The 20,290-nt window shown below is 65.6% G+C and carries 17 protein-coding genes; 11 read left to right on the top strand and 6 right to left on the bottom strand.

Going from position 1 to position 20,290, the window contains the following annotated elements:
* Nucleotides 1–75: 75 nt before the first annotated feature.
* The 3 genes from ACLHZ1_RS01840 to ACLHZ1_RS01830 all read right to left on the bottom strand — a co-directional run bounded on the left by ACLHZ1_RS01840 (nt 76) and on the right by ACLHZ1_RS01830 (nt 3,108).
* Nucleotides 76–621 (bottom strand): DUF882 domain-containing protein, encoded by a 546-nt coding sequence (locus tag ACLHZ1_RS01840; RefSeq protein WP_427260728.1) that lies wholly within the window; start codon nt 619–621, stop codon nt 76–78.
* Nucleotides 622–753: 132 nt separating this feature from the next.
* Nucleotides 754–2,238 (bottom strand): L,D-transpeptidase family protein, encoded by a 1,485-nt coding sequence (locus ACLHZ1_RS01835; protein WP_427260727.1) that lies wholly within the window; start codon nt 2,236–2,238, stop codon nt 754–756.
* 105 nt (nt 2,239–2,343) lie between these two features.
* A complete protein-coding gene (locus tag ACLHZ1_RS01830) occupies nt 2,344–3,108 on the bottom strand; it encodes a substrate-binding periplasmic protein (protein ID WP_427260726.1) in 765 nt (254 codons plus the stop codon).
* 330 nt (nt 3,109–3,438) lie between these two features.
* Between ACLHZ1_RS01830 and ACLHZ1_RS01825 the strand changes: the two genes are divergently transcribed.
* The 5 genes from ACLHZ1_RS01825 (at nt 3,439) to ACLHZ1_RS01805 (ending at nt 8,937) form a co-directional block, all read left to right on the top strand.
* Nucleotides 3,439–3,999: a hypothetical protein gene (locus tag ACLHZ1_RS01825; protein ID WP_427260725.1), complete on the top strand. Its 561-nt coding sequence runs from the start codon at nt 3,439–3,441 to the stop codon at nt 3,997–3,999.
* A gap of 29 nt (nt 4,000–4,028) precedes the next feature.
* Nucleotides 4,029–5,081 (top strand): glycosyltransferase family 2 protein, encoded by a 1,053-nt coding sequence (locus tag ACLHZ1_RS01820; RefSeq protein ID WP_427260723.1) that lies wholly within the window; start codon nt 4,029–4,031, stop codon nt 5,079–5,081.
* Nucleotides 5,078–5,449: a GtrA family protein gene (locus ACLHZ1_RS01815; RefSeq protein WP_041993472.1), complete on the top strand. Its 372-nt coding sequence runs from the start codon at nt 5,078–5,080 to the stop codon at nt 5,447–5,449. The genes ACLHZ1_RS01820 and ACLHZ1_RS01815 overlap by 4 nt, the downstream gene beginning before the upstream one ends.
* Nucleotides 5,449–6,603 carry a hypothetical protein gene (locus ACLHZ1_RS01810; RefSeq protein ID WP_427260722.1) on the top strand — a complete coding sequence of 385 codons (1,155 nt, stop codon included), beginning with the start codon at nt 5,449–5,451 and terminating at the stop codon, nt 6,601–6,603. Before ACLHZ1_RS01815 ends, ACLHZ1_RS01810 begins: the two co-directional genes overlap by 1 nt.
* A 219-nt stretch (nt 6,604–6,822) precedes the next feature.
* Entirely contained in the window at nt 6,823–8,937 is a 2,115-nt protein-coding gene (locus ACLHZ1_RS01805; RefSeq protein WP_427260720.1) for an alpha-amylase, read from the top strand.
* A gap of 64 nt (nt 8,938–9,001) precedes the next feature.
* On the opposite strand, the gene ACLHZ1_RS01800 is transcribed toward ACLHZ1_RS01805, so the two are convergent.
* Nucleotides 9,002–9,631 (bottom strand): glutathione S-transferase N-terminal domain-containing protein, encoded by a 630-nt coding sequence (locus tag ACLHZ1_RS01800; protein ID WP_427260719.1) that lies wholly within the window; start codon nt 9,629–9,631, stop codon nt 9,002–9,004.
* A gap of 160 nt (nt 9,632–9,791) precedes the next feature.
* On the opposite strand from ACLHZ1_RS01800, the gene ACLHZ1_RS01795 reads away from it, so the two are divergent.
* From ACLHZ1_RS01795 to ACLHZ1_RS01780, 4 genes are all read left to right on the top strand, one after another.
* On the top strand, nt 9,792–10,436 hold the full coding sequence (locus tag ACLHZ1_RS01795; RefSeq protein ID WP_427260718.1) for a response regulator: 645 nt from the start codon (nt 9,792–9,794) through the stop codon (nt 10,434–10,436).
* Between the two features lie 332 nt (nt 10,437–10,768).
* On the top strand, nt 10,769–11,362 hold the full coding sequence (locus ACLHZ1_RS01790; RefSeq protein WP_427260782.1) for a TetR/AcrR family transcriptional regulator: 594 nt from the start codon (nt 10,769–10,771) through the stop codon (nt 11,360–11,362).
* 168 nt (nt 11,363–11,530) lie between these two features.
* On the top strand, nt 11,531–12,388 hold the full coding sequence (locus ACLHZ1_RS01785; protein ID WP_427260717.1) for an alpha/beta fold hydrolase: 858 nt from the start codon (nt 11,531–11,533) through the stop codon (nt 12,386–12,388).
* Nucleotides 12,389–12,504: 116 nt separating this feature from the next.
* Complete coding sequence (locus ACLHZ1_RS01780) at nt 12,505–13,674, top strand: patatin-like phospholipase family protein (RefSeq protein WP_427260716.1); 1,170 nt, start codon at nt 12,505–12,507, stop codon at nt 13,672–13,674.
* Nucleotides 13,675–13,678: 4 nt separating this feature from the next.
* On the opposite strand, the gene ACLHZ1_RS01775 is transcribed toward ACLHZ1_RS01780, so the two are convergent.
* Nucleotides 13,679–15,643: a monovalent cation:proton antiporter-2 (CPA2) family protein gene (locus ACLHZ1_RS01775; protein ID WP_427260715.1), complete on the bottom strand. Its 1,965-nt coding sequence runs from the start codon at nt 15,641–15,643 to the stop codon at nt 13,679–13,681.
* 128 nt (nt 15,644–15,771) lie between these two features.
* Here ACLHZ1_RS01775 and ACLHZ1_RS01770 point away from each other — a divergent pair, with 128 nt between their 5' ends.
* Nucleotides 15,772–16,677, top strand: a complete 906-nt coding sequence (locus ACLHZ1_RS01770; protein WP_427260714.1) for a GGDEF domain-containing protein — start codon at nt 15,772–15,774, stop codon at nt 16,675–16,677.
* Between the two features lie 72 nt (nt 16,678–16,749).
* Here the strand turns inward: ACLHZ1_RS01770 and tilS are convergent, their stop codons facing one another.
* Nucleotides 16,750–18,105, bottom strand: coding sequence for a tRNA lysidine(34) synthetase TilS (gene tilS / locus ACLHZ1_RS01765; protein ID WP_427260713.1), 1,356 nt, complete (start codon nt 18,103–18,105; stop codon nt 16,750–16,752).
* A 130-nt stretch (nt 18,106–18,235) separates the two neighbouring features.
* On the opposite strand from tilS, the gene ACLHZ1_RS01760 reads away from it, so the two are divergent.
* Nucleotides 18,236–20,266, top strand: a complete 2,031-nt coding sequence (locus ACLHZ1_RS01760; protein ID WP_427260712.1) for a M13 family metallopeptidase — start codon at nt 18,236–18,238, stop codon at nt 20,264–20,266.
* The last annotated feature ends 24 nt before the right edge of the window (nt 20,267–20,290 follow it).

Genomic DNA, 20,290 nt, shown 5'->3' with positions numbered 1-20,290 from the left:
CTCGTTCTCCTCTTCTGGTGAGCGCAAAGCCTAGCAGGCCCGCCCCCCCCTGTCAGCAAATAAGGCCGAATGAGTCTACCAACTGCGGGCCGGGCCGGTATCGAGGTGAACGAAATTGTCGCTGGGGTAGTAGCCCACCCCACCCACCTTGAGCTGCAGCGCCGCCTGGTGCAGGTGGGCGAGCTGCACCCCTTGCAGCCGCACATCGACCGCCTGGCCCAGGGTGTGGTAGCTGCGCTTGGCAACCCCCTTGCTGCGCCTGTGCTTGGCGGCATTGGTGGCGGGGGAACGGTAACCCGAGATGAGCTGGATCTCGCCCCTGTGGCCGAGGCGTTGCTGCAACAGGAAGAGCTGATCGAACAGCTTGCGATCCATGTTGAACACCTCGTCCCGGCGATAGTCCCGCAGCAGGTGATTGAGTTCGGCCAGACCATCGGGCAGGTAGCGCCCCTGCTCCCAGTAGCTTGCCTTGACCCGTTCGCCGGTATTGAGGTTGAAGAAGCTCAGCTCGCGGCTGTGGGTGCTGCGGCTCGCCAGGGCCGGAAAGGAGAGCAGGCTGGCGCCCATCGCACAACCGGCCCCCAGCAGCAGGCGGCGTCGGCTTATCTCTGTGTCGAGCATGTCGGCTCCGTCCGTAAGTGAATGAATTTGATACAACCGCTCGAACTTACCCGCCGTCTCACCCCCCTGTCAAACCCAAACCCGCCAACAGAAAGCCCGGCCGGGGCCGGGCTGTCGACTCTGTGTTCGGGATCACAGGTGCTGGGGCTGGAAGCTGACTCGATCAAATCCATAGATGTCGCTGCGCAGCTGCTGGCGCCCCTCCCCGTCGATCCAGCTGCTCCAGTAGACGGTAAACACCGGGGTCGGCGTGCTGAGGGGCAACCACTTGGTCTTCTCCTGCTTCAGCAGGCTGGCCACCTTGTCCGGCTGGTAGCGGGAGTCGGCCAGCAGCAGCTCGGCCAGATCATCGGCATGTTCGACCCGGATGCAGCCCGAGCTGAAGGCCCGCGCCCCCTGCTCGAACAGCCGCTTGCCCGGGGTCGAGTGGAGATAGATGGCGTCATTGTTGGGCAGATAGAACTTGTAACGGCCCAGGGCGTTGTGATCCCCCGGCTTTTGCCGCAACCGGTAGGGGAAGCCCTCGGCCAGGGCCTGGTGCCACTGCTCCTCGGTGAAGTAGAGGGGGTTGCCTGCGCTGTCCGTCACCTCGAACCGCTCCCGGGCGAGGTAACCCGGATCCCGGCTCAGCTTGGGCAGTATGTCCTTGCTCAGGATGGATCTGGGCACATGCCAGGCGGGATTGAGCACCACGGAGCGGATCTCGCTGGCGAGGATGGGGGTCTCCCGCTGCTCCTTGCCGACGATGACCCGGCTGGTGAACACCTCGCTTCCCCCCTGCACCACGCTCAGCCGATAGTCGGGAATATTGACCAGCACGTAGCGGTTGCCCACCAGATGATCCACCAGATCCCGGCGCCAGAGATTGCGCAGCAGCAGGCTGGCGCGCACCAGGGGACCCGTGTTGAGCCAGGCCAGGGTACGGCGACCTATGATGCCGTCGGCGGTCAGGCCGTGACGGCCCTGAAACAGCCTGATCGCCTGCTCGGTCTCGGGATCATAGATCTCGTCTTCGTGGGCGGGGGCGACATCGCCGAGCTCGTTGAGCATGGCGCGGATCTGCCCGAGTGCGGGGGAAGGCTCACCCAGTCGCAGGGTCGGCATGGCGAGGGTCGGCCAGTCGCTGGCCATGGGCAGGGTCAGCAGGCGCGCCACCTGGGCCCGCACCGCATCGTATTCCGCCACCTGGGGCCGCAGGCTCCTGATCTGGTCGAGCAGATCGCCCCCCTCGGGCGGCTGGACCGGGGGCAGGGAGAGATCCAGCTTGCGGGTCTTGAGCTGCTCGCGCGCGACCAGGTCCATGGCGCGCCACCCTTGCTGGAAGCGGGTCAGCTTGCCAAACGCCTCGTCATAAAGGGGACCACGCGCCTGCTCGGGCGTGGCCTTGAGCCGCTGCCACAGGGGCTTGAACTCGGGGTGCAGCTGGGCCAGCACCGCCTCCTGCAGCTGCTGCTCCAGCTCGTGCCTGGCCAGCTCGGCCCTGGCATCCTGGTACCACTCATGGGTTCCGCTCGCCGCACTCACCACCACGGCGGTCTCGGTGGCCTGTGCCAGTCCCAGCGGCCAGCATCCCAGCCACATCAGGTTTGCCAATGCCAGCCAATACTTCTTTGCCATGTGAACCTCAATTCATCCGAACATTGCTTGCAATCGAAACGCCCCGGCTGCCTGCCCATGATGCGACAATCGGCGCGGGCTGGCCAGCATACCGGCAGCGAGCGGCTAGCGCACCCGGGTGTAGCGCCGCCAGACTCGCTCATATTCACCCGTTGCCTTGAAGTCAGCCAGCGTCTGGTTGAACTGCGCCAGGAAGTGGGCAGAGACCGTCAACCGACTCAGCATGAAATAGCTCGGCGACTCGTACACCACCATGGGATGAGATGAGAACTGGCCACTCATCCCCGCCTGGCTGAGCCCGCTGGAGGTCGCCAGCATATCCCCGAGAAACCCGTCGATGCGTCCCCGGAGCAGCTTGTTGTAATTCTGTTTATCGCTCACCGCGCTCACTTGCCCGGGATAACGATCGAGCAAGGCCATCACCTCATCACCATAAAAGTAATCCTTGGTGATCCCCAACCTGTAGCCCTTGGCCAACCAGTTCGCCAGATCCTGCTCGTCATACTGCTTTCCCTGACGCACCCACAACAGGGTGCGCCCCGGATTGTAGGGATCGGAAAAATAGGCATAACGGGCACGCTCGTCGTTGATGTTGGCTTCCATCGCCACATCGATCTCGCCATGCTCCATCTCATGGAGCACCCGCTTCCACGGCAACTCCAGATAGGTGACCTTGCAGCCCATTCTAGCCAGCACGGCGGACAATACCTCGACGGCATATCCACGCATCTGCGAGGGCGAATCCGCTTCATAGTAATGATAGGGAGGCCAATTATCGAAACCGACCCGCAGCGGAGAGGGGCACAGGGCCGACGCCCACAACGCAGGGGACAGCAACAGGGCGAACAGAGGGAGGAGTAGGCGAGTCATGGGGCATCCTTGCGCAGAGTGACTCCATCATAAAGGGAGAAAGATGACATGGCGACTGCTCCCGCCGAAAAACAGATGTCAAGGCATGACGCACCCTTCTTCCCGACCCCGACCCGCCATCTGCCCCCGAGGCCCGTCATTCGCCGCCCTCGGGGATTGCTACCCATTCGACGCCAAACCATCCTGAATCCGCGAGGTGGTGAGGGGGCTGTAGCGGGCATAAGCTGGGGTTAATATCTGACCAAATATTTTTTTGTGATCCACTATGCTTTTTTTGCAATTGGATTAGCATATGCGCGGTTAGCCCCACCACAGGCCGTAGAGAGCAACATGACTTACAAAAAGTTCGGATTCATCACAGCCATCCTCGCCTTGAGCGGCTTTTATCTCTACACCCTCTATCTGGCCGCCCACCCCGATGTGAGCCTGGCCTACCGCCTCTATTACCTGGAAGGCAAGACCCGCTTCTGGGAACACAACTCCAGCATGACCTATCGGGTGGGCAATGAGCTCAACCTGACCAAGCCGAGCCGCTTCCTCTCCAGCGAAGGCTGGGCCAAGAAACCGAGCGAACAAGGCACCCAGCTGAGCGGCCAGGGCGGCCTCTATTTCCTGCTGCCCCAGCGCGGCGCGGCCAACACCCTGACGGTACGGGCCCGCATCAACAGCCCGGAGGCGGGCGCCCTGCTCAAGGTCGCCATGGGCAATGACTTCGTCACCACGGTCAAGCTGGCCAAGGCGGGGCTGAACGAGATCAACTTCCGCCTGCCCGGTGAGGCCCTGAACCAGGATCCCAAACAGCTCAACTTCCTGGCTCTGTCGACCGTCACCCCGCTCAATGTCGAATCCCTGCGCCTGACCGCAGAGCCGAGTCGCCCCCTTCTCCACTGAAGTCCCCGTTCTCCCATAAGGACAGCCCCATGTCGCAAGCCGATTTCCGACTCTCTCTGGTCGTGCCCGTTTATAACGAGGAAGAGAGCATAGATGCCTTCATTGCCGCGATAGACACAGAACTTGCCTCCATCAGGGAGCACCTGGAGATCGTCTTCGTCAACGACGGCAGCCGTGACAGCACCCGCGAGGCGATCGAGCGGGCCATCGCCCGGGATCCGCGCGTCACCCTGGTCAACCTGGCCCGCAACTTCGGCAAGGAGGCGGCCATGACCGCCGGCCTGAACCAGGCACGCGGCGATGCCATGGTGCCCATGGATGTGGACTTGCAAGATCCCCCCTCCCTCATCCTGGAGTTCGTCAAGCTGTGGCAGAGCGGTGACTACGACACCGTCTATGGCATCCGGGTCGATCGCAGCGCCGACACCTCGATGAAGCGGATCACCGCAGGCGGCTTCTATCGCTTCTTCAACATGCTCTCCAGCACCACCAAGCTGCCGGAGAATGCCGGTGATTTTCGCCTGATCGATCGCCGGGTGGTGGAGGCGCTCAAGCAGCTGCCCGAACGCAACCGCTTCATGAAGGGCCTGTTCGCCTGGGCCGGTTTTCGCGCGGTCGGCGTGCCTTACGAGCGCCCCGCCCGTCACGCCGGCGAGACCAAGTTCAACTACTGGAAGCTGTGGAACTTCGCCCTCGACGGCCTGATGAGCTTCTCCAGCTGGCCGCTGCGGGTGTGGAGCTATGTGGGGATCGGGGTCTCCTTCATCGCCTTCCTCTACATCCTCAAGATAGTGACCCAGGTGCTCTTCTTTGGCATCGACGTGCCCGGCTACGCCTCCCTGATGTCGGTGGTGCTCTTCCTCGGCGGCATCCAGCTGTTGTCGCTCGGCATCATAGGCGAGTACATAGGCCGCATGTTCGTGGAAGTGAAGCAGCGCCCCGTCTACCTCATCGAAGGGGTCTACGGCCAATATGCCGCCGATGAGGCGGGCAAGCCCGCTGCGCGCAAGGGCCGGGCCAAGGCGACCAAGCCGGTGCCAGCCGCGAAGGGAAGTGACGACCAGGAGCAGCAGACCCCATGATCTCCCGGGATGAATGCTGGCGTCTGGTGCGCTTCGGTTTCGTCGGGGGAGGCGCCACCCTGGTGGATCTGGGCACCTCCTTCGCCCTGTTTCATGGCTGGCCGGGCATCAATGAGCACCTGGTCACCACCCTCGCCTTCCTGATCGCCTTCTGGTTTTCCTTCTTCGGGCACAGGTACATCACCTTCCAGAAGCAGGGAGCTGCCGGCAAGTTCCTGCTGGTGGCCCTCTTCTCCCTGGCGGTGCGCAACCTGATCCTGAGCGGCCTGCTGTTTGCCGGGCTCTCCGGCCTGCTGCCCGTGGTCATCGCCACCCTGACGGTGACCGTGCTGACCTATGTTCTCTCCCGTATCTGGGTATTTGCCTGATGAGTGACCTGACCCTGTCCCAGGGGGCGAGCGCCCCCTATCGCCCCTCCCTGCGCCTCGATGGCCGGGACTGGCTGCTGATCCTCGCCGCCTTCTTCCTGAGCCGGCTCGCCCTGTATGGCATGGGCTACTTCGGTACCCAGCTCTACGGCCCCGACGTCGGCCCCTTCCAGGCCTATTGCCAGTTCGACTGCGTCTGGTTCCAGCGCATCATAGAGAACGGCTATGATCTCTACCCGCGCTGGCTCAGCAAGGGCAATGCGGCCAACTGGGCCTTCATGCCCCTCTACCCCATACTGGCCGGCAGCATCTCCAACCTGCTCGAGGTCGAGAGCCTGTTCGGGCTGATGCTGGTGGCCAACCTCGCCTTCTTCATCAGCCTGCCGCTGATGCTGCTGGTGTTGCGCCAGCTCAAGCTGGGGGAAGAGACCGCCCGCTTCGGGGTCTGGCTGCTCGCCTTCTCCCCCTTCTCGGCCTACTTCGTCTCGGGCTACACCGAGCCCATGTTCATGGCGCTCATGCTGGGCATGTTCCTGTTCGCCTATCGGGAGCAGTGGCTCATGGTCGCCTTGCTCGGCATCTTCATCTCCGGGACCCGCAATCTGGGGGTGATGATGGTGTTCCCCGTGCTGATCCTGGCGCTGCAGGCCTACGGCTGGCGGGAGTTCTTCCGCTTCAGCGAGCGCACCCTCAAGGTGGTGTTCACCCTCTGGCTGATCCCCTTTGGTCTGTTCGCCTACATGGTCTATCTGCACAACCTGGTGGGAGATGCCTTCGCCTTCAAGCACATCCAGGTCGCCTGGGGCCGCGAAATGGACAGCCCGCTGGACTGGTGGCTGAGCGGCTTCGAGCTGGGGGGACGCAAGGCCTATCTCTCCATCATGGTGATGTTTGGCTGGGCCCTGAACCTCTATCTGTTCAGCCAGAAACGCTGGGCCGAGGCGACCCTGATGTTCATCTGCTGCACCATTCCGCTGATGACGGGGCTCAACGCCATGCCCCGTTACATGTTCGGCCTCTACCCGACCCTGCTGGCCATCATACTGCTGACCCACCGCTGGCCCGCCCTGCGCCCGGCCGTGCTCTGCATCAGCGGCATGGTGGCCTCCTTCATCGCGGTCGCCTTCGTCAACCACCTCTTCTTCACCGTCTGATCCCGGGACGAGGCAGACAACCATGCCAGCATGCCGGTCGAGGGACCGGCATTTTTCTGGCGACTCGGCTCCCCCGCTTTGCCCCCGTCACACTTTCCCATCCTTGAAAACGTAACCAGGGTCACCGAGCTCACAGATCGGCATTTTGCCGATCCAAGGAGGCGAAGCCGCCTCCTAGAATGGGCGCTTATCCGAACTGCTCTGCTCAAGGAATGGCATATGCGCCCCTCTCCCCGCTTCTCCCCCCTGTGGCTCGCCCTGCTGGCCGGTCCGCTGCTCCCCCATCAGGCATTGGCCGCCCCCGAGGTCCGTCTCCATGTGGACGACAAGCCGGTCGGCGACGCCGTGGCGCTGGACAAGGGCATGGTCACCCTGACCCATCCATTGGCCAAGGGCAGCCACCAGATCCGCATCAGCGATGCGGGCAACAGCTGCGGCACCAGCTTCGGTCCGAGCCAGATCAAGCCGCTCCCCTTCGGTACCGCCCAGCCCATGGACAAGTGCGCCAAGGGGACAAGTTTCACCCTGCGAGTCGTCCTGGCCGGGGACTACGAGTTCAGCTTCAACCCAGATACCCCCAGCCTCAAGGTGCTGCGGGCGACCAAAAGGAGCGAGTTCAAGCGCCAGCCGCCGGCGGAGCCCTGCATCAGCTGGGATGGCGGCCCGGTCACGGTGTCGCTCAAGGGCGTCTGGCCCGACGGCACCCGGCTGCGGGATGCCTACTCGGGGCAGGAGGCCTTGGTCAAGGGGGGCAAGCTCACCCTGACGCCGAACAAGGAGAGCGGCGGCCTGCTGCTGCTCGAGCCGGTCAAGGCAGCCCAACCGGCGCCCTTCAGCTGGGATCAGGCGAGCGTCTATTTTCTGCTGACCGACCGCTTCCACAACGGCGATCCCAGCAACGATCACAGCTTCGGCCGCCAGAAGGATGGCGAGGACGAAGTGGCCACCTGGCACGGCGGCGACTTCAAGGGGCTGACCGAGAAGCTCGACTACATCAAGAGCCTCGGCATCAACGCCATCTGGATCACCCCCATGGTGGAGCAGGTTCACGGCTTCATCGGCGGCGGCGAGCAGGGCAACTTCCCCTTCTACGCCTATCACGGCTACTGGGCGTTGGACTTCACCAAAATCGACCCCAACTACGGCGACGAGGAGAGCCTGAAAACCCTGGTGGACGAGGCCCACCAGCGCGGCATGCGCATCATCCTCGACGTGGTGATGAACCACGCCGGCTACGCCACCCTGGCCGACTTGCAGGATCTGGGGCTCACCGAGCTGACCCAGCACAGCGGCAAACTGCCGAGCCGCTGGAACGAGTGGCGCCCGAGCGGCGGCCTCAACTGGCATGGCTACAACCAGTTCATCGACTATCAATCGAGCGATTGGAGCGGCAAATGGTGGGGCCCCGACTGGGTGCGGGCCGGCCTGCCCGGCTACCCGCAGCCCGGCACCGACGATGTCAGCGGCTCGGTGGCGGGGCTGCCGGACTTCCTGACCGAGTCCAGCAAACCGGTGGGCCTGCCGCCGCTGCTGGCGGCAAAAAAAGACACCCGGGCCAAGGCGCTGCCCAATGCAAGCGTCAGCGACTACCTCATCGCCTGGCACACCGACTGGGTACGGCGCTTTGGCATCGACGGTTTTCGGGCCGACACAGTCAAACACCTGGAGCCAGAAGTCTGGGCCAGGCTCAAGCAGGCGGGCACGGCGGCGCTCAAGGAGTGGAAGGCCGCCAACCCGGACAAGGCCCTCGACGATCTGCCCTTCTACCTGGTGGGCGAGGTGTGGGATCACGGGGTGAGCAAGGATTTCTGGTACCAGCACGGCTTCGATTCCCTGATCAACTTCGACTATCAGCGCGAGTTCGCCCTGCCCCAGGCCCAGTGCATGGCGGGAAGCGATGCCACCTATGCCGGCTACGCCAGCCGCATCAACCAGGATCCCGAGTTCAACGTGCTGAGCTACATCAGCTCCCACGACACCAAGCTGTTCTTCGGCGACTATCAGGATGTGGCGCTGCAACGGCGGGTGGCGAGCAGCTTCATGCTGCTGCCGGGGGGCATACAGATCTACTACGGCGACGAGTCAGGCCGGGGGCTGGCCAAGGATGGCGGCGTGTTCGATCAGAGCGTGCGATCCGACATGAACTGGCAGGAGCTGGCGAGCGGCGAGAAAGCCGAGCTGGTCAAACACTGGCAACGACTCGGCCAGTTCCGCGCCGCCCACCCGGCCATCGCCGCGGGCAGCCACAAGAAGATTGAAGATGCCCCCTACGCCTTCGTGCGGGAGAAGGGGGATGACAAGGTGGTGGTGGTCTTCGCCGGCCGCCAGCAGTAGCGGCCAAGCCAGCAAGAAAGAGGGGAGCCCATGGCTCCCCTCTCGCGTTTCCCCCTGATCAGGATCAGCCCTGGGGCTGGGCGGCCAACCCGGGCCACTGCTCGGTGGCGCGGGTCAGGGTCTCCTGCCACAGGGGCCAGGCCAGCAGGTGGCGCTGATAGGCGCCCGCCGCCCCCGGCAACCAGATGCCGTAATTGAACAGCCGCTGCGCCATGACGGCATAGAAAGCATCCACTATGCCGGGGGCGCCGAAGTAGAACCCCGCCCCCGCCTGGGACCAGAGCACCTGCAGCCTGGCGAGCTCCGGCAGCGCCGCCAGGGGCGGCTCCTGCACCCTGGGGGCACCGAGGAAGAAGGGCAGCAGGGCGCGCATCTGGCCAAACCCGGCATGCAGCTCGGCGCACAGGCTGCGGGCCAGGGCGCGCTCGGCCCGATCAGGCGGATACAAGTGGCGCTCGGGGCAGCGCTCATGCAGGTATTCGGCGATGGCCAGGGAGTCATGCACCCGCACGGCCCCATGGTCCAGCCAGGGCACCAGCCCGGCCGGGGCCTGTTGCTTGAGGCGGTGCATGTCGGCGGCGTCCGCCAGATCGAAGGCCCGCTCGCGCCACGCCACTCCGCTGAGCCCCAGCACCAGGGCGGCTCGCATCGCCCAGGTCGAGCCGGTGCCCACCGTCAATACCATCTCGTCCATCTGCTTCTCCTCTATCCCTGTGCCATCGGCGGCCGGCAGCGGCTATTGACAAGGTTGCAATCTATCCCGGCCAGCCATCACAATTGTCGCGCCACGGGTTTGACCCTCATGGGCGGCGGTGCTAGTTTGGTGTTCCAAAACAAATAGTTAACATCGAGCTATGGACAGCCAATTTACCATCGTCATCGCAGATGACCACCCCCTGTTTCGGGGCGCCCTCTATCAGGCCGTGCACATGGCCATTAGCGATGCCCAGCTGCTGGAAGCGGACTCCATCGACAGCCTGGCCCAACTGCTGGGGGCCCATGCCGAAGTCGATCTGCTGCTGCTCGATCTCAAGATGCCGGGCGCCAACGGCTTCGAGGGGCTGGTTCACCTGCGCGGCCAGTATCCTGACCTGCCCATCGTCGTGGTCTCGGCCTCGGAGGATCCCGCCATCATTGCCCAGGTGCTGCGGCTCGGCGCCCTCGGCTTCATCCCCAAGTCCTCCCCCCTCCAGCAGCTGGTGACGGCCCTCAACGCCGTCATCGCCGGGGATACCTGGCTGCCCGAGGGGATCTCGCTCCAGTCCGAGTACGAGGACGGCCCCGACTTGGCCAGCAAGCTCGCCAGCCTCACCCCCCAGCAGTACAAGGTGCTGGTGATGCTGCGGGACGGCAGCCTCAACAAGCAGATCGCCTGGGAGCTCAATGTCTCCGAGGCCACCATCAAGGCCCATATCACGGCTATCTTTCGCAAGCTCGGGGTCAAGAATCGTACCCAGGCGGTCATTGCGCTCCAGCAGATGGATATCAAGGACGACTGAGCCGTCACGCCAACCCGACGCAAAGCATCGCTCCCAGGCGGTCATTGCGCGCCAGAAGATAGATAGCAAGGACGCCTGAGCCGTCACGCCAACCCGACGCAAAGCATCGCTCCCAGGCGGTCATTGCGCGCCAGCAGATGGATAGCAAGGATGACGGCTCCCGGGAACCCGCACCAGCCAAAAGACATCAAGGACGACGAGACTCGTCGCCACCGCGCCGGGACCCCGCGCCAACTCGCCATCATTGATCCCGGCCGCGCCATGGGGTTTCTTGCTCGACAAATAGCACGATCGTCCTCTATGCTGGCCAGCCGGACCAGAGAGGGGATGTGATGAGCAAGGGCCAGTTGACCCGGGAGTACATTCTGAACCAGGGCTTCGAGCAGGCGAGCATCCAGGGGCTGGAGAGCCTGACCATAGGCTCCCTGGCCAGTGCCTGCGACATGTCCAAGAGCGGCCTGTTCGCCCACTTCCACTCCCGCGACAACCTGCAGATCGCCGTGCTCGAGCATGCCGCCGAGGTGTTCCGGGATCGGGTGATCCAGCCGGTGCGCCGGCAGCAGTATCCCAGCCAGGGCGAGAAGCTGACGGCCCTGCTGCAGGCCTGGCTCGCCTGGAACCAGAGTTTCGCCGGGCGCTGCATGTTCCTCGATGTCTGGACCTCGGCCCAGGAGGGGGCGGTGCAGCAGGCGGCCCGCCAGCTGGTACGCTTCTGGCTCGACTACCTGGCCCGCCAGGTGGTGCAGGGCCAGGAGCAGGGGGAGTGGCGCGGGGATCTGGATCCCTGGCGCGCCGTCTACCGCCTCTATGGCCTCTATCTGGGGGATCAGGTGTTCGGTGCCCTGGGGCTCTGCCAGGATCCCGGGCAGCATTTCTGGCCCGAGGTGGCGGCACTGCTGGCCAGCTGGCGCGCGCACTCGGCCTGAGGCCGAAAAAAGCGCCAGGAAGAGGGCGCCGCGACCCGATCTCCCAGGCAAGGCTGGCCGGGCCGCTTTTCACCGCCGACCAGGCTGTTTTTTTAAAACCAACAGAAAAGCACGACCGTTCGCAAGGTTGATGACCCGCGTCGCCCCGTGCCGCCACAGGATTGACCCATGAGCAGCAAGATCTACTTCAACACCCGCCGATTCAGCCCGAGCAAGTGGCTGCTGGGCATAGGCACCCGACTGCACCACGGCCTGGCCCCGCGCCATGCCAGGCGCACCGCCAGCCGGCTGCTGCTGACCCCCCAGCGCAATCAGCGGGATGAGGCCACGCCCGAGGGGCTCGTCCGCCAGGCCGTCCATACCGGCGAGGGTCAGCTGATGAGCTACCGGCTCGGCCAGGGCCCGGTCTGGCTGCTGATGCACGGCTGGTCCGGCAGCGCCAGCCAGCTGTTCCCGCTGATGGAGCAGGTCGCGGCCCGGGGCTTCACCGCCATCGCCTACGACCATCCCGCCCATGGCAACAGCGAGGGCAGCACGGGCCACCTGCCCCGCTTCGTGCGGGCACTGGATGAGCTGATCGAGCGGGTCGGCCCCATCCATGGGGTCATGGCCCACAGCATGGGGGGCGCCGTCGCCCTCTCCAGCCGTCATCCCAGCCTGGAGTCCTGCCCCCTGCTGCTGGTCGCCCCCGTCATCGATTATGTGCCCCAGCTCTACGCCATGGTGGCGCGCTCCGGTTACTCGATGCGGCTGTTCGATGCCGTGGTCAAGGAGATAGAGCAGGAGTACCAGCACCCCCTGAGCGAGGTGGATCCCCTGGCCGCCCTGGCCAGGCGCAGCGGACCGGCCCTCATCGTCCATGACGAGGCGGACAGGTTCGCCCCCTACCAAGACTCATTGCGTGCCAGCCAGAACGGCCGCACCCGCCTCATCTCCACCCAGGGGCTGGGACATGGCCGCATTCTGGCGAGCCCGGCCCTGTTTGCCGCCTTCGCGCAGCTGAGCCAGTCTGCCCCCTCGGCCTGAGTCGCCAACGGGCCGTGAAAAATGAGATCGCGGCCCATTTTTATCCGGGATACAAGCTCTTATAGTTAAGTGGCGCGGTGGCAACCGCCCTTGCACTCACCATAAGGCGCATCCCTATGGCCAGACCCAATACAGCACTGCTGTTAACCGGCGGCGGCGCACGCGCCGCCTACCAGGTTGGCGCCCTCAAGGCCATTGCCGAACTCTATCCCCGCAATCAGGGGATCCCCTTCCCCATACTGTGCGGCACCTCGGCCGGCGCCCTCAACGCCACCTCCCTCGCCTGCCACGCCTCCTGCTTTCAGCTCGGGGTGCGCAAGCTGGAGTGGGTCTGGCGCCGCTTCGAGACGCACCACATCTTCGATTTTCACCCGGGGCGCCTGCTCTGGCGCCTGCTCTACGAGGGCTCGGCCGGCCTGATCCACCCGGACCCGAACCGCGCCTTCAACCTGTTCGACAACGGCCCCCTGCGCAAGCTGCTCGAGCAGCTCATCGACTATCACCGCATCGATGACAACATCCTCTACGGCAGCCTGGAGGCCCTGGCCATCACGGCATCGGACTACGGGGACGGGCTCAGCACCACCTTCTTCCAGGGGCGCTCCCAGCACCAGCCCTGGCAGCGGGAGCGCAGGCGCGGCATCCGCACCCTGATCACCTCGGATCACCTGCTCGCCTCCAGCGCCCTCCCCTTCGTGTTTCCCGCCACCCGCATCGGCGACAAATTCTACGGGGATGGCTCCATCCACCAGCTCAGCCCCCTCAGCCCGGCCATCCACCTGGGGGCGGAGCGGATCCTCGCCATCGCCCTGGCCTCGCCCCCCGAGCCCGGCCAGGGCCAGTTCCGGGAGCGGCTGACCAGCTCCCACATCGCCAGCCACCTGCTGGAGACTGTGTTCACCGATACCCTCAACTCGGATCTGGAGCGGCTCGGGCGCATCAACCTCACCCTGTCGCTCATCCCGGAGCGGGACAGGGCCAGGCTCAAGCTCAAGGAGGTGGAGGCCTGCCTGCTGCAGCCGAGCCAGGATCTCGATCTGCTGGCGCTGCCCTTCCTGTCGCAGTTGCCGACCAAGATGCGGCGCCTGCTGCGGATCCTCGGGGTCAAGGGGGATGAGGCCAGCAGCCTGGCCAGCTTTCTGATGTTCGTGCCCGGTTACTGCCAGCAGCTGATCGCCCTCGGTTATCAGGACACCCTGGACGACAGGGAGAGGGTGGCCCGCTTCCTCGACATCCAGGGCCCGCTGACCCAGCCCCAGCCGCGCCAAGCCAGCCCCAGCCGCTAGCCTCCTAGAGGTCCCGGCAGCCGCCTGCCAGCAGGCGCTGCTCGGCCTGTTCGATGGCGGCATTGGTGCCAAAGAGCACCAGCGTATCCTCCGCCTCCAGCTGTAGATCCCCCCTGGCCTCCAGCACCTCCCCCGCCCGGTGCAGCTCCTTGATGTGCACCGATCCCAGGGCCAGTTCGTGGACCCGGCGCCCGATGGCCCAGGCCTGGTCGCTGAGTCGCACCGGATGCAGCCGCTCCAGGCCATGGTCCCGCTCCAGTCCCTGGGCGCTCTGCTCGCCCCAGTAGAAACCGTGCAGGAAGGGGTACTGGCTGGAGCGCTCCTGCTCCATTCGCCGGATCACCCGGCCTATGGGCACCTCGCAGTGGCGCAGCAGGTGGGAGACCAGCATCAGGGTCCCCTCCTGGGATTCGGGCACCACCTCATGGGCCCCCGCCTGCTTGTACTGCTCGAGCAGGCGGTCGTCCCGGGTACGCACCAGCACCTTGACCCCCTCGGCCAGCTGGGGGATGAGGGCGAGCATGGCATCGATCCGCTTGGCATCGTCGAAGGTGATGATCACCAGCCTGGCCCGGGTCAGACCGGCCGCCAGTAGAATGTCGCGCCGGCTGGCGTCGCCGAAGGCCACCTGCTCCCCCGCCAGCTTGGCCTCGCCCACCCGCTCGGGATCCAGATCCAGGGCCAGGAAGGGGATCCCCTCCAGCTTGAGGAAACGGGCGCAGGTCTGGCCGGCCCGGCCGAAGCCGGCGATGATGACGTGGCCACTCTTGCCAAGGCCGGATTGGGCCAGTTCCGATTCCCCGAGCAAGGGGGAGCGACTCAGCCAGCGCGCCAGCTCCCGGGATCGCCCCACCAGCCAGGGGGTGAGGGCGATGGAGATGACCCCGACCCCGATCAGCAGGGAGACGAGACGCTGGCCCAGCATGCCGTATTGGTGGGCCAGGGCCAGCAGCACGAAGCCAAACTCCCCGACCTGGCTGAGCATGATGCCCGCCGCCAGGGCGTCACGCTTGCGCTCCCCCATCAGGCGCCCCGCCAGCAGCACCAGCAGGGACTTGAGCAGCATCAGCAGCAGGACGAAGCCCATCAGCTGCCCCCCATGGCGCACCACCAGCAGCCAGTCCATGGCCATGCCGATGGTGACGAAGAAGAGCCCCATCAGCACGTCGCGAAACGGCTTGATGTCCACCTCCAGCTGGTGGCGGTAGTGGGACTCCCCCAGCATCATGCCCGCCAGGAAGGCCCCCAGGGCCATGGAGAGCCCCATCCACTGGGTCAGGGAGGCGGCGAGCAGGGCCACCAGCAGGGCGCTGAGGACGAACAACTCATCGGAGCGGGCCCGGGCCACCTCGTGAAACAGGGAGGGCAGCAGCCACTTGCCCACCGCCAGCAGGCCGAGCAGGGCCAGGATCCCCTTGAAGGAGGCCCAGGAGAGGGCCGCCAGCAGGGCTTCTCCCTGGGCCTCGGGTTCGGCCAGTATGGGGATCATCACCAGCAGGGGCACCACGGCGAGATCCTGAAACAGCAGGACGCTGACCCCCAGCTGGGCCCGCCGGGTATGGAGCTGCTTCTGCTCCCCCAGCTGCTTGATCACCACGGCGGTCGAGGAGAGGCTGAGGGTGCCGGCCACCACCAGGGCCTGGGGCAGGGTCAGCCCCCACAGCCAGCCCAGCCAGCAGAACAGCGCCGTGGTCAGCACCACCTGCAGGCCCCCCACCCCGACCACCAGGCTGCGCATGGCGATGAGCTTGGAGAGGGAGAACTCGAGGCCGAGGGAGAACATCAGGAAGACCACCCCCAGCTCCCCCAGGGTGTGCATCATGGCCTGCTCCTTCACCAGCACCAGGCCGTGGGGGCCCAGCAACACGCCGGCGATCAGGTAGGCGAGGATCACCGGCAGTCCCAGGCGCCGGAAAACCGCCACCAGCACGACGGCGGCACAGAGCAGGATCAAGAATTCCGTATACAATTTTTCCTCCATTTTTATCGACTTAAGTCTAGCCAGCCTGAGTTGGCCCCATAGAACATATTTTGGGCACAGCTTTTGCATTTCGACTGCGAAGGGTGGGCCAGAGGGCCGCTAGGTGAGGAAAGAGAGTGGATAATTCAACATCTTGGAGAGGGGCAAACGCCGCGGTCGGCTTCGATGCAACCCAGTGGATCCGCCAGCTGGATCACCAGGCGCCCGCCCTCAAGCAGCCGGGCAACGCCCTGCTCGAGCGCCTGCTCGGCCAGCAGACCCTGGGCGAGCTGCTGGCAATCTTTGCCCGCACGGCGGCAAGGGTTGTCCGCATTCACAGCCTCTGCCTCGAGGGGCCGGTTCACCACAGCCTGATCCAGTGCCTGCCCCAGGAACAGATCAGCCTCCACAGCCACCAGTTCCCCCTCAAGGACAGTCACGGTCTCTGCCTTGGCCAGCTCCACTACCAGCTGACCCAGGCCCCGAGCGAGGGGCAGATCGCCGAGTTGCAGAGCTGCCATCGCCAGCTGCAGTTGGCCCTGCCCCTCTACCTGCGCCTGGCCAATCTGGAACAGCAGGTGCGCCTCGATCACCTGACTGGCCTCGGCAACCGCGCCTACTTCGACGAGGCCCTCGGCCGCGCCGTGGAGCAGCACAGCCGGGACCCCCATGGCCTGGTGCTGGTGCTGCTGGATCTCGACAGATTCAAGCAGATCAACGACACCTGGGGTCACCCGGTGGGCGATCTGGTGCTCAGCCGCTTCGCCCAGCTGCTGGGACAGAGCATTCGCGCCACGGATCAAGCGTTTCGCCTCGGCGGCGACGAATTTGCCCTGCTGCTGCAACCCGCCGAACCCGAGGCCTGGCGCCCGGTCTGGCTGCGGCTGCAACAGATGCTGCGCAGCCATCAGGAGCTGGCGAGCTTCTCGGTCGGTTGCACCCTGGGGGCCGCCTGCTGGCAACCCGGCATGGATGTCTACACCCTGTACGAGACGGCCGACAGCCACCTCTACGCCCGCAAGAAGGCGGATGGCACGGCCTGACCCTCCCAGTCACTCGCATGGCGGCATGAACACAGCAAAACAGCGAGGCGGCCAATGGCCGCCTCGCTGTTTTCATGGCAAGGGGCCGTCCCCCTCCTCCGGGCTGGCGGGGCTGGCCTGCCGCAGCCAGGCCAGCCCCTGCGGGCCCGTGCGGGCGAATCCCTCGCAGATGAACAGACCCGGCACCGCGGCCGGCTGCTCCCCATAGAAGAGGATGGGCACGCGGCCCCGCTGCCAGGAGGGGATGCCGTACTCCTGCCACAGCTTCTTGAGGCGGCGGCTCCCGCCCCGCCCCAGGGGCCTCAAGGTCTGGCCCGGCGCCACGGCGAAGCGCAGGGAGAGGGGCTCATCGGCCCGGGGCAGCCGCAGGGGCCCCTCGTCGCTTAGGATCAGGCCCAGGGTGCCCAGATCCTCCGGCAGGGTCGCGCTCACCCCCGGGGTGAGGGGGATCTGAACGCTCAGGGGGGCGAGATCCTGGCGCACCAGATGGAGCAACCCCTGATGGCGGCGGCAGCTCACCCGCCCCCAGTTGAGCTGGGGGTTGGCATCGGGGCGGGCCAGCACCAGCTCGTCCCAGAGCCGGGCCAGCTGATCCCGGGCCGGCATCTCCCCCCCCTGGCGCCGGATCCAGTGGCGCAGCAGGTTGTTGCGCCTGGCCGGACTCAGCTCATGGAGCGGGGCGATGCGCAGCGCCTCCCCGGCCCCCGCCCGTTGCCAATCCCCCTCGGCCAGCTCGGCGAGGAGCGCCTCCTGCTCGGCGCACAGGGCCATGCTGCGGGCCGCCGTCTCGGCGATGGCGGGCCAGCGTGCCTTGAGCCCAGGGATCACTCGCTGGCGCAGGAAGTTGCGATCGTAACTCACATCCTGGTTGCTCTCATCCTCGACCCAGCTCACCCCGGCCTCCCCCACCGCCTCGGCCAGCACCTGACGGGGCTCGGCCAGCAGGGGGCGCAGCAGCAGCCCGTCGGCGAAGGGCTGGCTCGGCAGTATCCCGGCCAGCCCCCGGGGGCCGGCGCCACGCTTGAGGGCCAGCAACAGGGTCTCCAGCTGATCGTCCTGATGGTGGGCGGTGAGCAGCCAGCCGCCGGGGGGCAGGGCCGCCCCCAGCCTGGCGTAGCGCGCGCTGCGGGCCTGGGCCTCGAGACTCTCGCCATTGCCTCGCGCCAGCGCCACCCGCTCCACCTGCAACGCCACCCCCAGCTCCCGACAGAAGGCGGCGCAGCGCTCGGCCCACTCGTCGGCGTGAGGACTCAGACCATGGTGCACATGCAGGGCGCCCAGGGGCAGCCGATGCTCCCGGGCGTAACGCTCGGCCAGCAGCAGCAGCAGGGTGGAATCCAGGCCGCCGCTGTACGCCACCAGCAGGGCGCTGGAACTTGTTGGCGTCGGCAGGGTCTGACAGAAACGTGAATAGAGTCGAGAAATCATAGGCTTCCCCAGGATGGACGAACCATCTTAGCAGATGCGGGCTTATCAAGCTGTACCCCGGCTGTTAGAGTGAAATCGCCTGCTCGCCCCTTGAGCAAGGAAGCAAATGACCCGAATTGGAACCATAAGAATGCACAACAAGAAAAGCATACTGGCCGGGCTCATCACCCTGGCACTGCTGGCTGGTTGCAGCCAGGGAGACCACCAGCGCCAGCCCCGTTCAGGGCTGACGCTGGCCAACATGGATACCGGCGTCAAGCCGGGCGACGATTTCTTCCGTTATGCCAATGGCCGCTGGCTCGCCAGCGCCCGGATCCCCGATGACAGGCCCGCCGACGGCGCCTTCTACACCCTGCGCGACAAGTCCCTGGCGGACGTGCGCACCCTGATAGAAGCCCTGCCCAAGGGCGCGCCCCAGGGCTCGGAAGATCAGCAGATCCGCGATTTTTACGCCAGCTATCTGGATCAGGCTACCCGGGATGCCAGGGGCATGAGCCCGCTGCGTCCCCTGCTCGCCGAGCTGGATGGGGTGAGCGACAGCCAGAGCCTGGCCCGCGCCCTGGCCCGCGCCGGCAAGGTCGGCGGCAATGCCCCCTTCGGCTTCTGGATAGGGCCGGATGCCAAGGCGCCGAGCCAGTACATCGTCCATCTCGGCCAGTCCGGCCTCGGCCTGCCGGACAGGGACTACTACCTCAAGACAGATGCGGCCAGCGTGAACCTGCGCCGGCAGTACCAGCAGCACATCGTCACCATGCTGGGCCGGGCCGGCGAGGACGATGCCAAGGCCAAGGCCGCGCAGATTGTGGCGCTGGAGACCGCCATCGCCCGCATCCAGTGGGACAAGGTGGCGCTGCGGGACAGGGAGAAGAGCTACAACAAGCTGGCCATGGACGAGCTCGGCCGCCTCGCCCCCCATATCGACTGGCAGAGCTATCTCGCCGAGGCGGGGATCGCCCATCAGCGCCAGCTGATCCTGGGGCAGCCCGGCTACCTCCAGGCCCTGGACCAGCTGATGGCCCAGACCCCGGCCACCCAGTGGCGCAGCTACCTCAAGTGGCAGCTCATCAGCGACTATGCCCCCTACCTCGATGGCGAGACCGACAGGGCCAACTTCGCCTTCTTCGGCACCACCCTGAGCGGTACCCCCAAGCAGCGCGCCCCCTGGGAGCGGGCCCTGGCGGTGCTCGATGCCCACCTGGGGGAGGCGGTCGGCAAGCGCTACGTGGCGCAATACTTCCCCCCCGAGGCCAAGGCCCGCATGGAGCAGCTGGTGGAGAACCTGCGCACCGCCTATGGCCAGAGCATCGATCAGCTGGACTGGATGTCGCCGGACACCAAGCGTCAGGCCAGGGAGAAGCTCGCCAAGTTCAGGCCCAAGATAGGCTACCCGGACAGGTGGCGGGACTACGGCGGCATCCGGGTCGAGCCCGATGATCTGGTGGGCAACCTGATGCGGGCCCGCGCCTTCGAATACCAGGAGAGCCTGGCTCGCCTCGGCACCCCGGTCGACAAGGATCTCTGGTACATGTCGCCCCAGACGGTGAACGCCTACTACAACCCGAGCAACAACGAGATCGTCTTCCCGGCCGCCATACTGCAACCCCCCTTCTTCGACATGAGCGCGGACGACGCTGTGAACTACGGCGCCATCGGCGGGGTAATAGGCCACGAGATGGGCCACGGTTTCGACGATCAGGGGGCCAAATCCGACGGCGACGGCGTGCTGCGCGACTGGTGGACGCCCCAGGATCTCAAGGAGTTCCGCTTCCGTACCAGCCGGCTGGTGGCCCAGTACAACCGCTTCGAGCCCATCGACGGCCAGTTCGTCAACGGCCAGTTCACCCTGGGGGAGAACATAGGCGATCTCGGTGGCCTCACCATAGCCCACAAGGCTTATCTGCTGTCGCTGGATGGCAAGGAAGCCCCAGTGCTGGACGGCTTCACCGGGGAGCAGCGCTTCTTCCTCGGCTGGGCCCAAGTATGGAAGGGCATGTATCGCCCCGAGCTGATGCAGATGCTGCTCGTCTCGGATCCCCACTCCCCGCCCGAATACAGGGTCAATGGGGTGGTGCCGAACATCCCCGCCTTCTACGAGGCGTTCAACATCGATCCCCAGGACAAGCTCTATCTGGCCCCGGCCAAGCGGGTCAAGATCTGGTGATGACAACCCGGGCAGGGGGGGCCG

This window comes from Aeromonas sobria, from assembly GCF_050266975.1.
GTDB classification, from domain to species: Bacteria; Pseudomonadota; Gammaproteobacteria; order Enterobacterales; family Aeromonadaceae; genus Aeromonas; species Aeromonas sobria_B.
The sequence above is the reverse complement of the archived record's forward strand: the minus strand, read 5'-3'. Positions and strand labels throughout refer to the sequence as shown.

Coding starts and splice junctions, on each gene's coding strand:
- ACLHZ1_RS01840 (WP_427260728.1), bottom strand. CDS start 621: ATGCTCGACACAGAGATAAGCCGACGCCGCCTGCTGCTGGGGGCCGGT.
- ACLHZ1_RS01835 (WP_427260727.1), bottom strand. CDS start 2,238: ATGGCAAAGAAGTATTGGCTGGCATTGGCAAACCTGATGTGGCTGGGA.
- ACLHZ1_RS01830 (WP_427260726.1), bottom strand. CDS start 3,108: ATGACTCGCCTACTCCTCCCTCTGTTCGCCCTGTTGCTGTCCCCTGCG.
- ACLHZ1_RS01825 (WP_427260725.1), top strand. CDS start 3,439: ATGACTTACAAAAAGTTCGGATTCATCACAGCCATCCTCGCCTTGAGC.
- ACLHZ1_RS01820 (WP_427260723.1), top strand. CDS start 4,029: ATGTCGCAAGCCGATTTCCGACTCTCTCTGGTCGTGCCCGTTTATAAC.
- ACLHZ1_RS01815 (WP_041993472.1), top strand. CDS start 5,078: ATGATCTCCCGGGATGAATGCTGGCGTCTGGTGCGCTTCGGTTTCGTC.
- ACLHZ1_RS01810 (WP_427260722.1), top strand. CDS start 5,449: ATGAGTGACCTGACCCTGTCCCAGGGGGCGAGCGCCCCCTATCGCCCC.
- ACLHZ1_RS01805 (WP_427260720.1), top strand. CDS start 6,823: ATGCGCCCCTCTCCCCGCTTCTCCCCCCTGTGGCTCGCCCTGCTGGCC.
- ACLHZ1_RS01800 (WP_427260719.1), bottom strand. CDS start 9,631: ATGGACGAGATGGTATTGACGGTGGGCACCGGCTCGACCTGGGCGATG.
- ACLHZ1_RS01795 (WP_427260718.1), top strand. CDS start 9,792: ATGGACAGCCAATTTACCATCGTCATCGCAGATGACCACCCCCTGTTT.
- ACLHZ1_RS01790 (WP_427260782.1), top strand. CDS start 10,769: ATGAGCAAGGGCCAGTTGACCCGGGAGTACATTCTGAACCAGGGCTTC.
- ACLHZ1_RS01785 (WP_427260717.1), top strand. CDS start 11,531: ATGAGCAGCAAGATCTACTTCAACACCCGCCGATTCAGCCCGAGCAAG.
- ACLHZ1_RS01780 (WP_427260716.1), top strand. CDS start 12,505: ATGGCCAGACCCAATACAGCACTGCTGTTAACCGGCGGCGGCGCACGC.
- tilS (WP_427260713.1), bottom strand. CDS start 18,105: ATGATTTCTCGACTCTATTCACGTTTCTGTCAGACCCTGCCGACGCCA.
- ACLHZ1_RS01760 (WP_427260712.1), top strand. CDS start 18,236: ATGCACAACAAGAAAAGCATACTGGCCGGGCTCATCACCCTGGCACTG.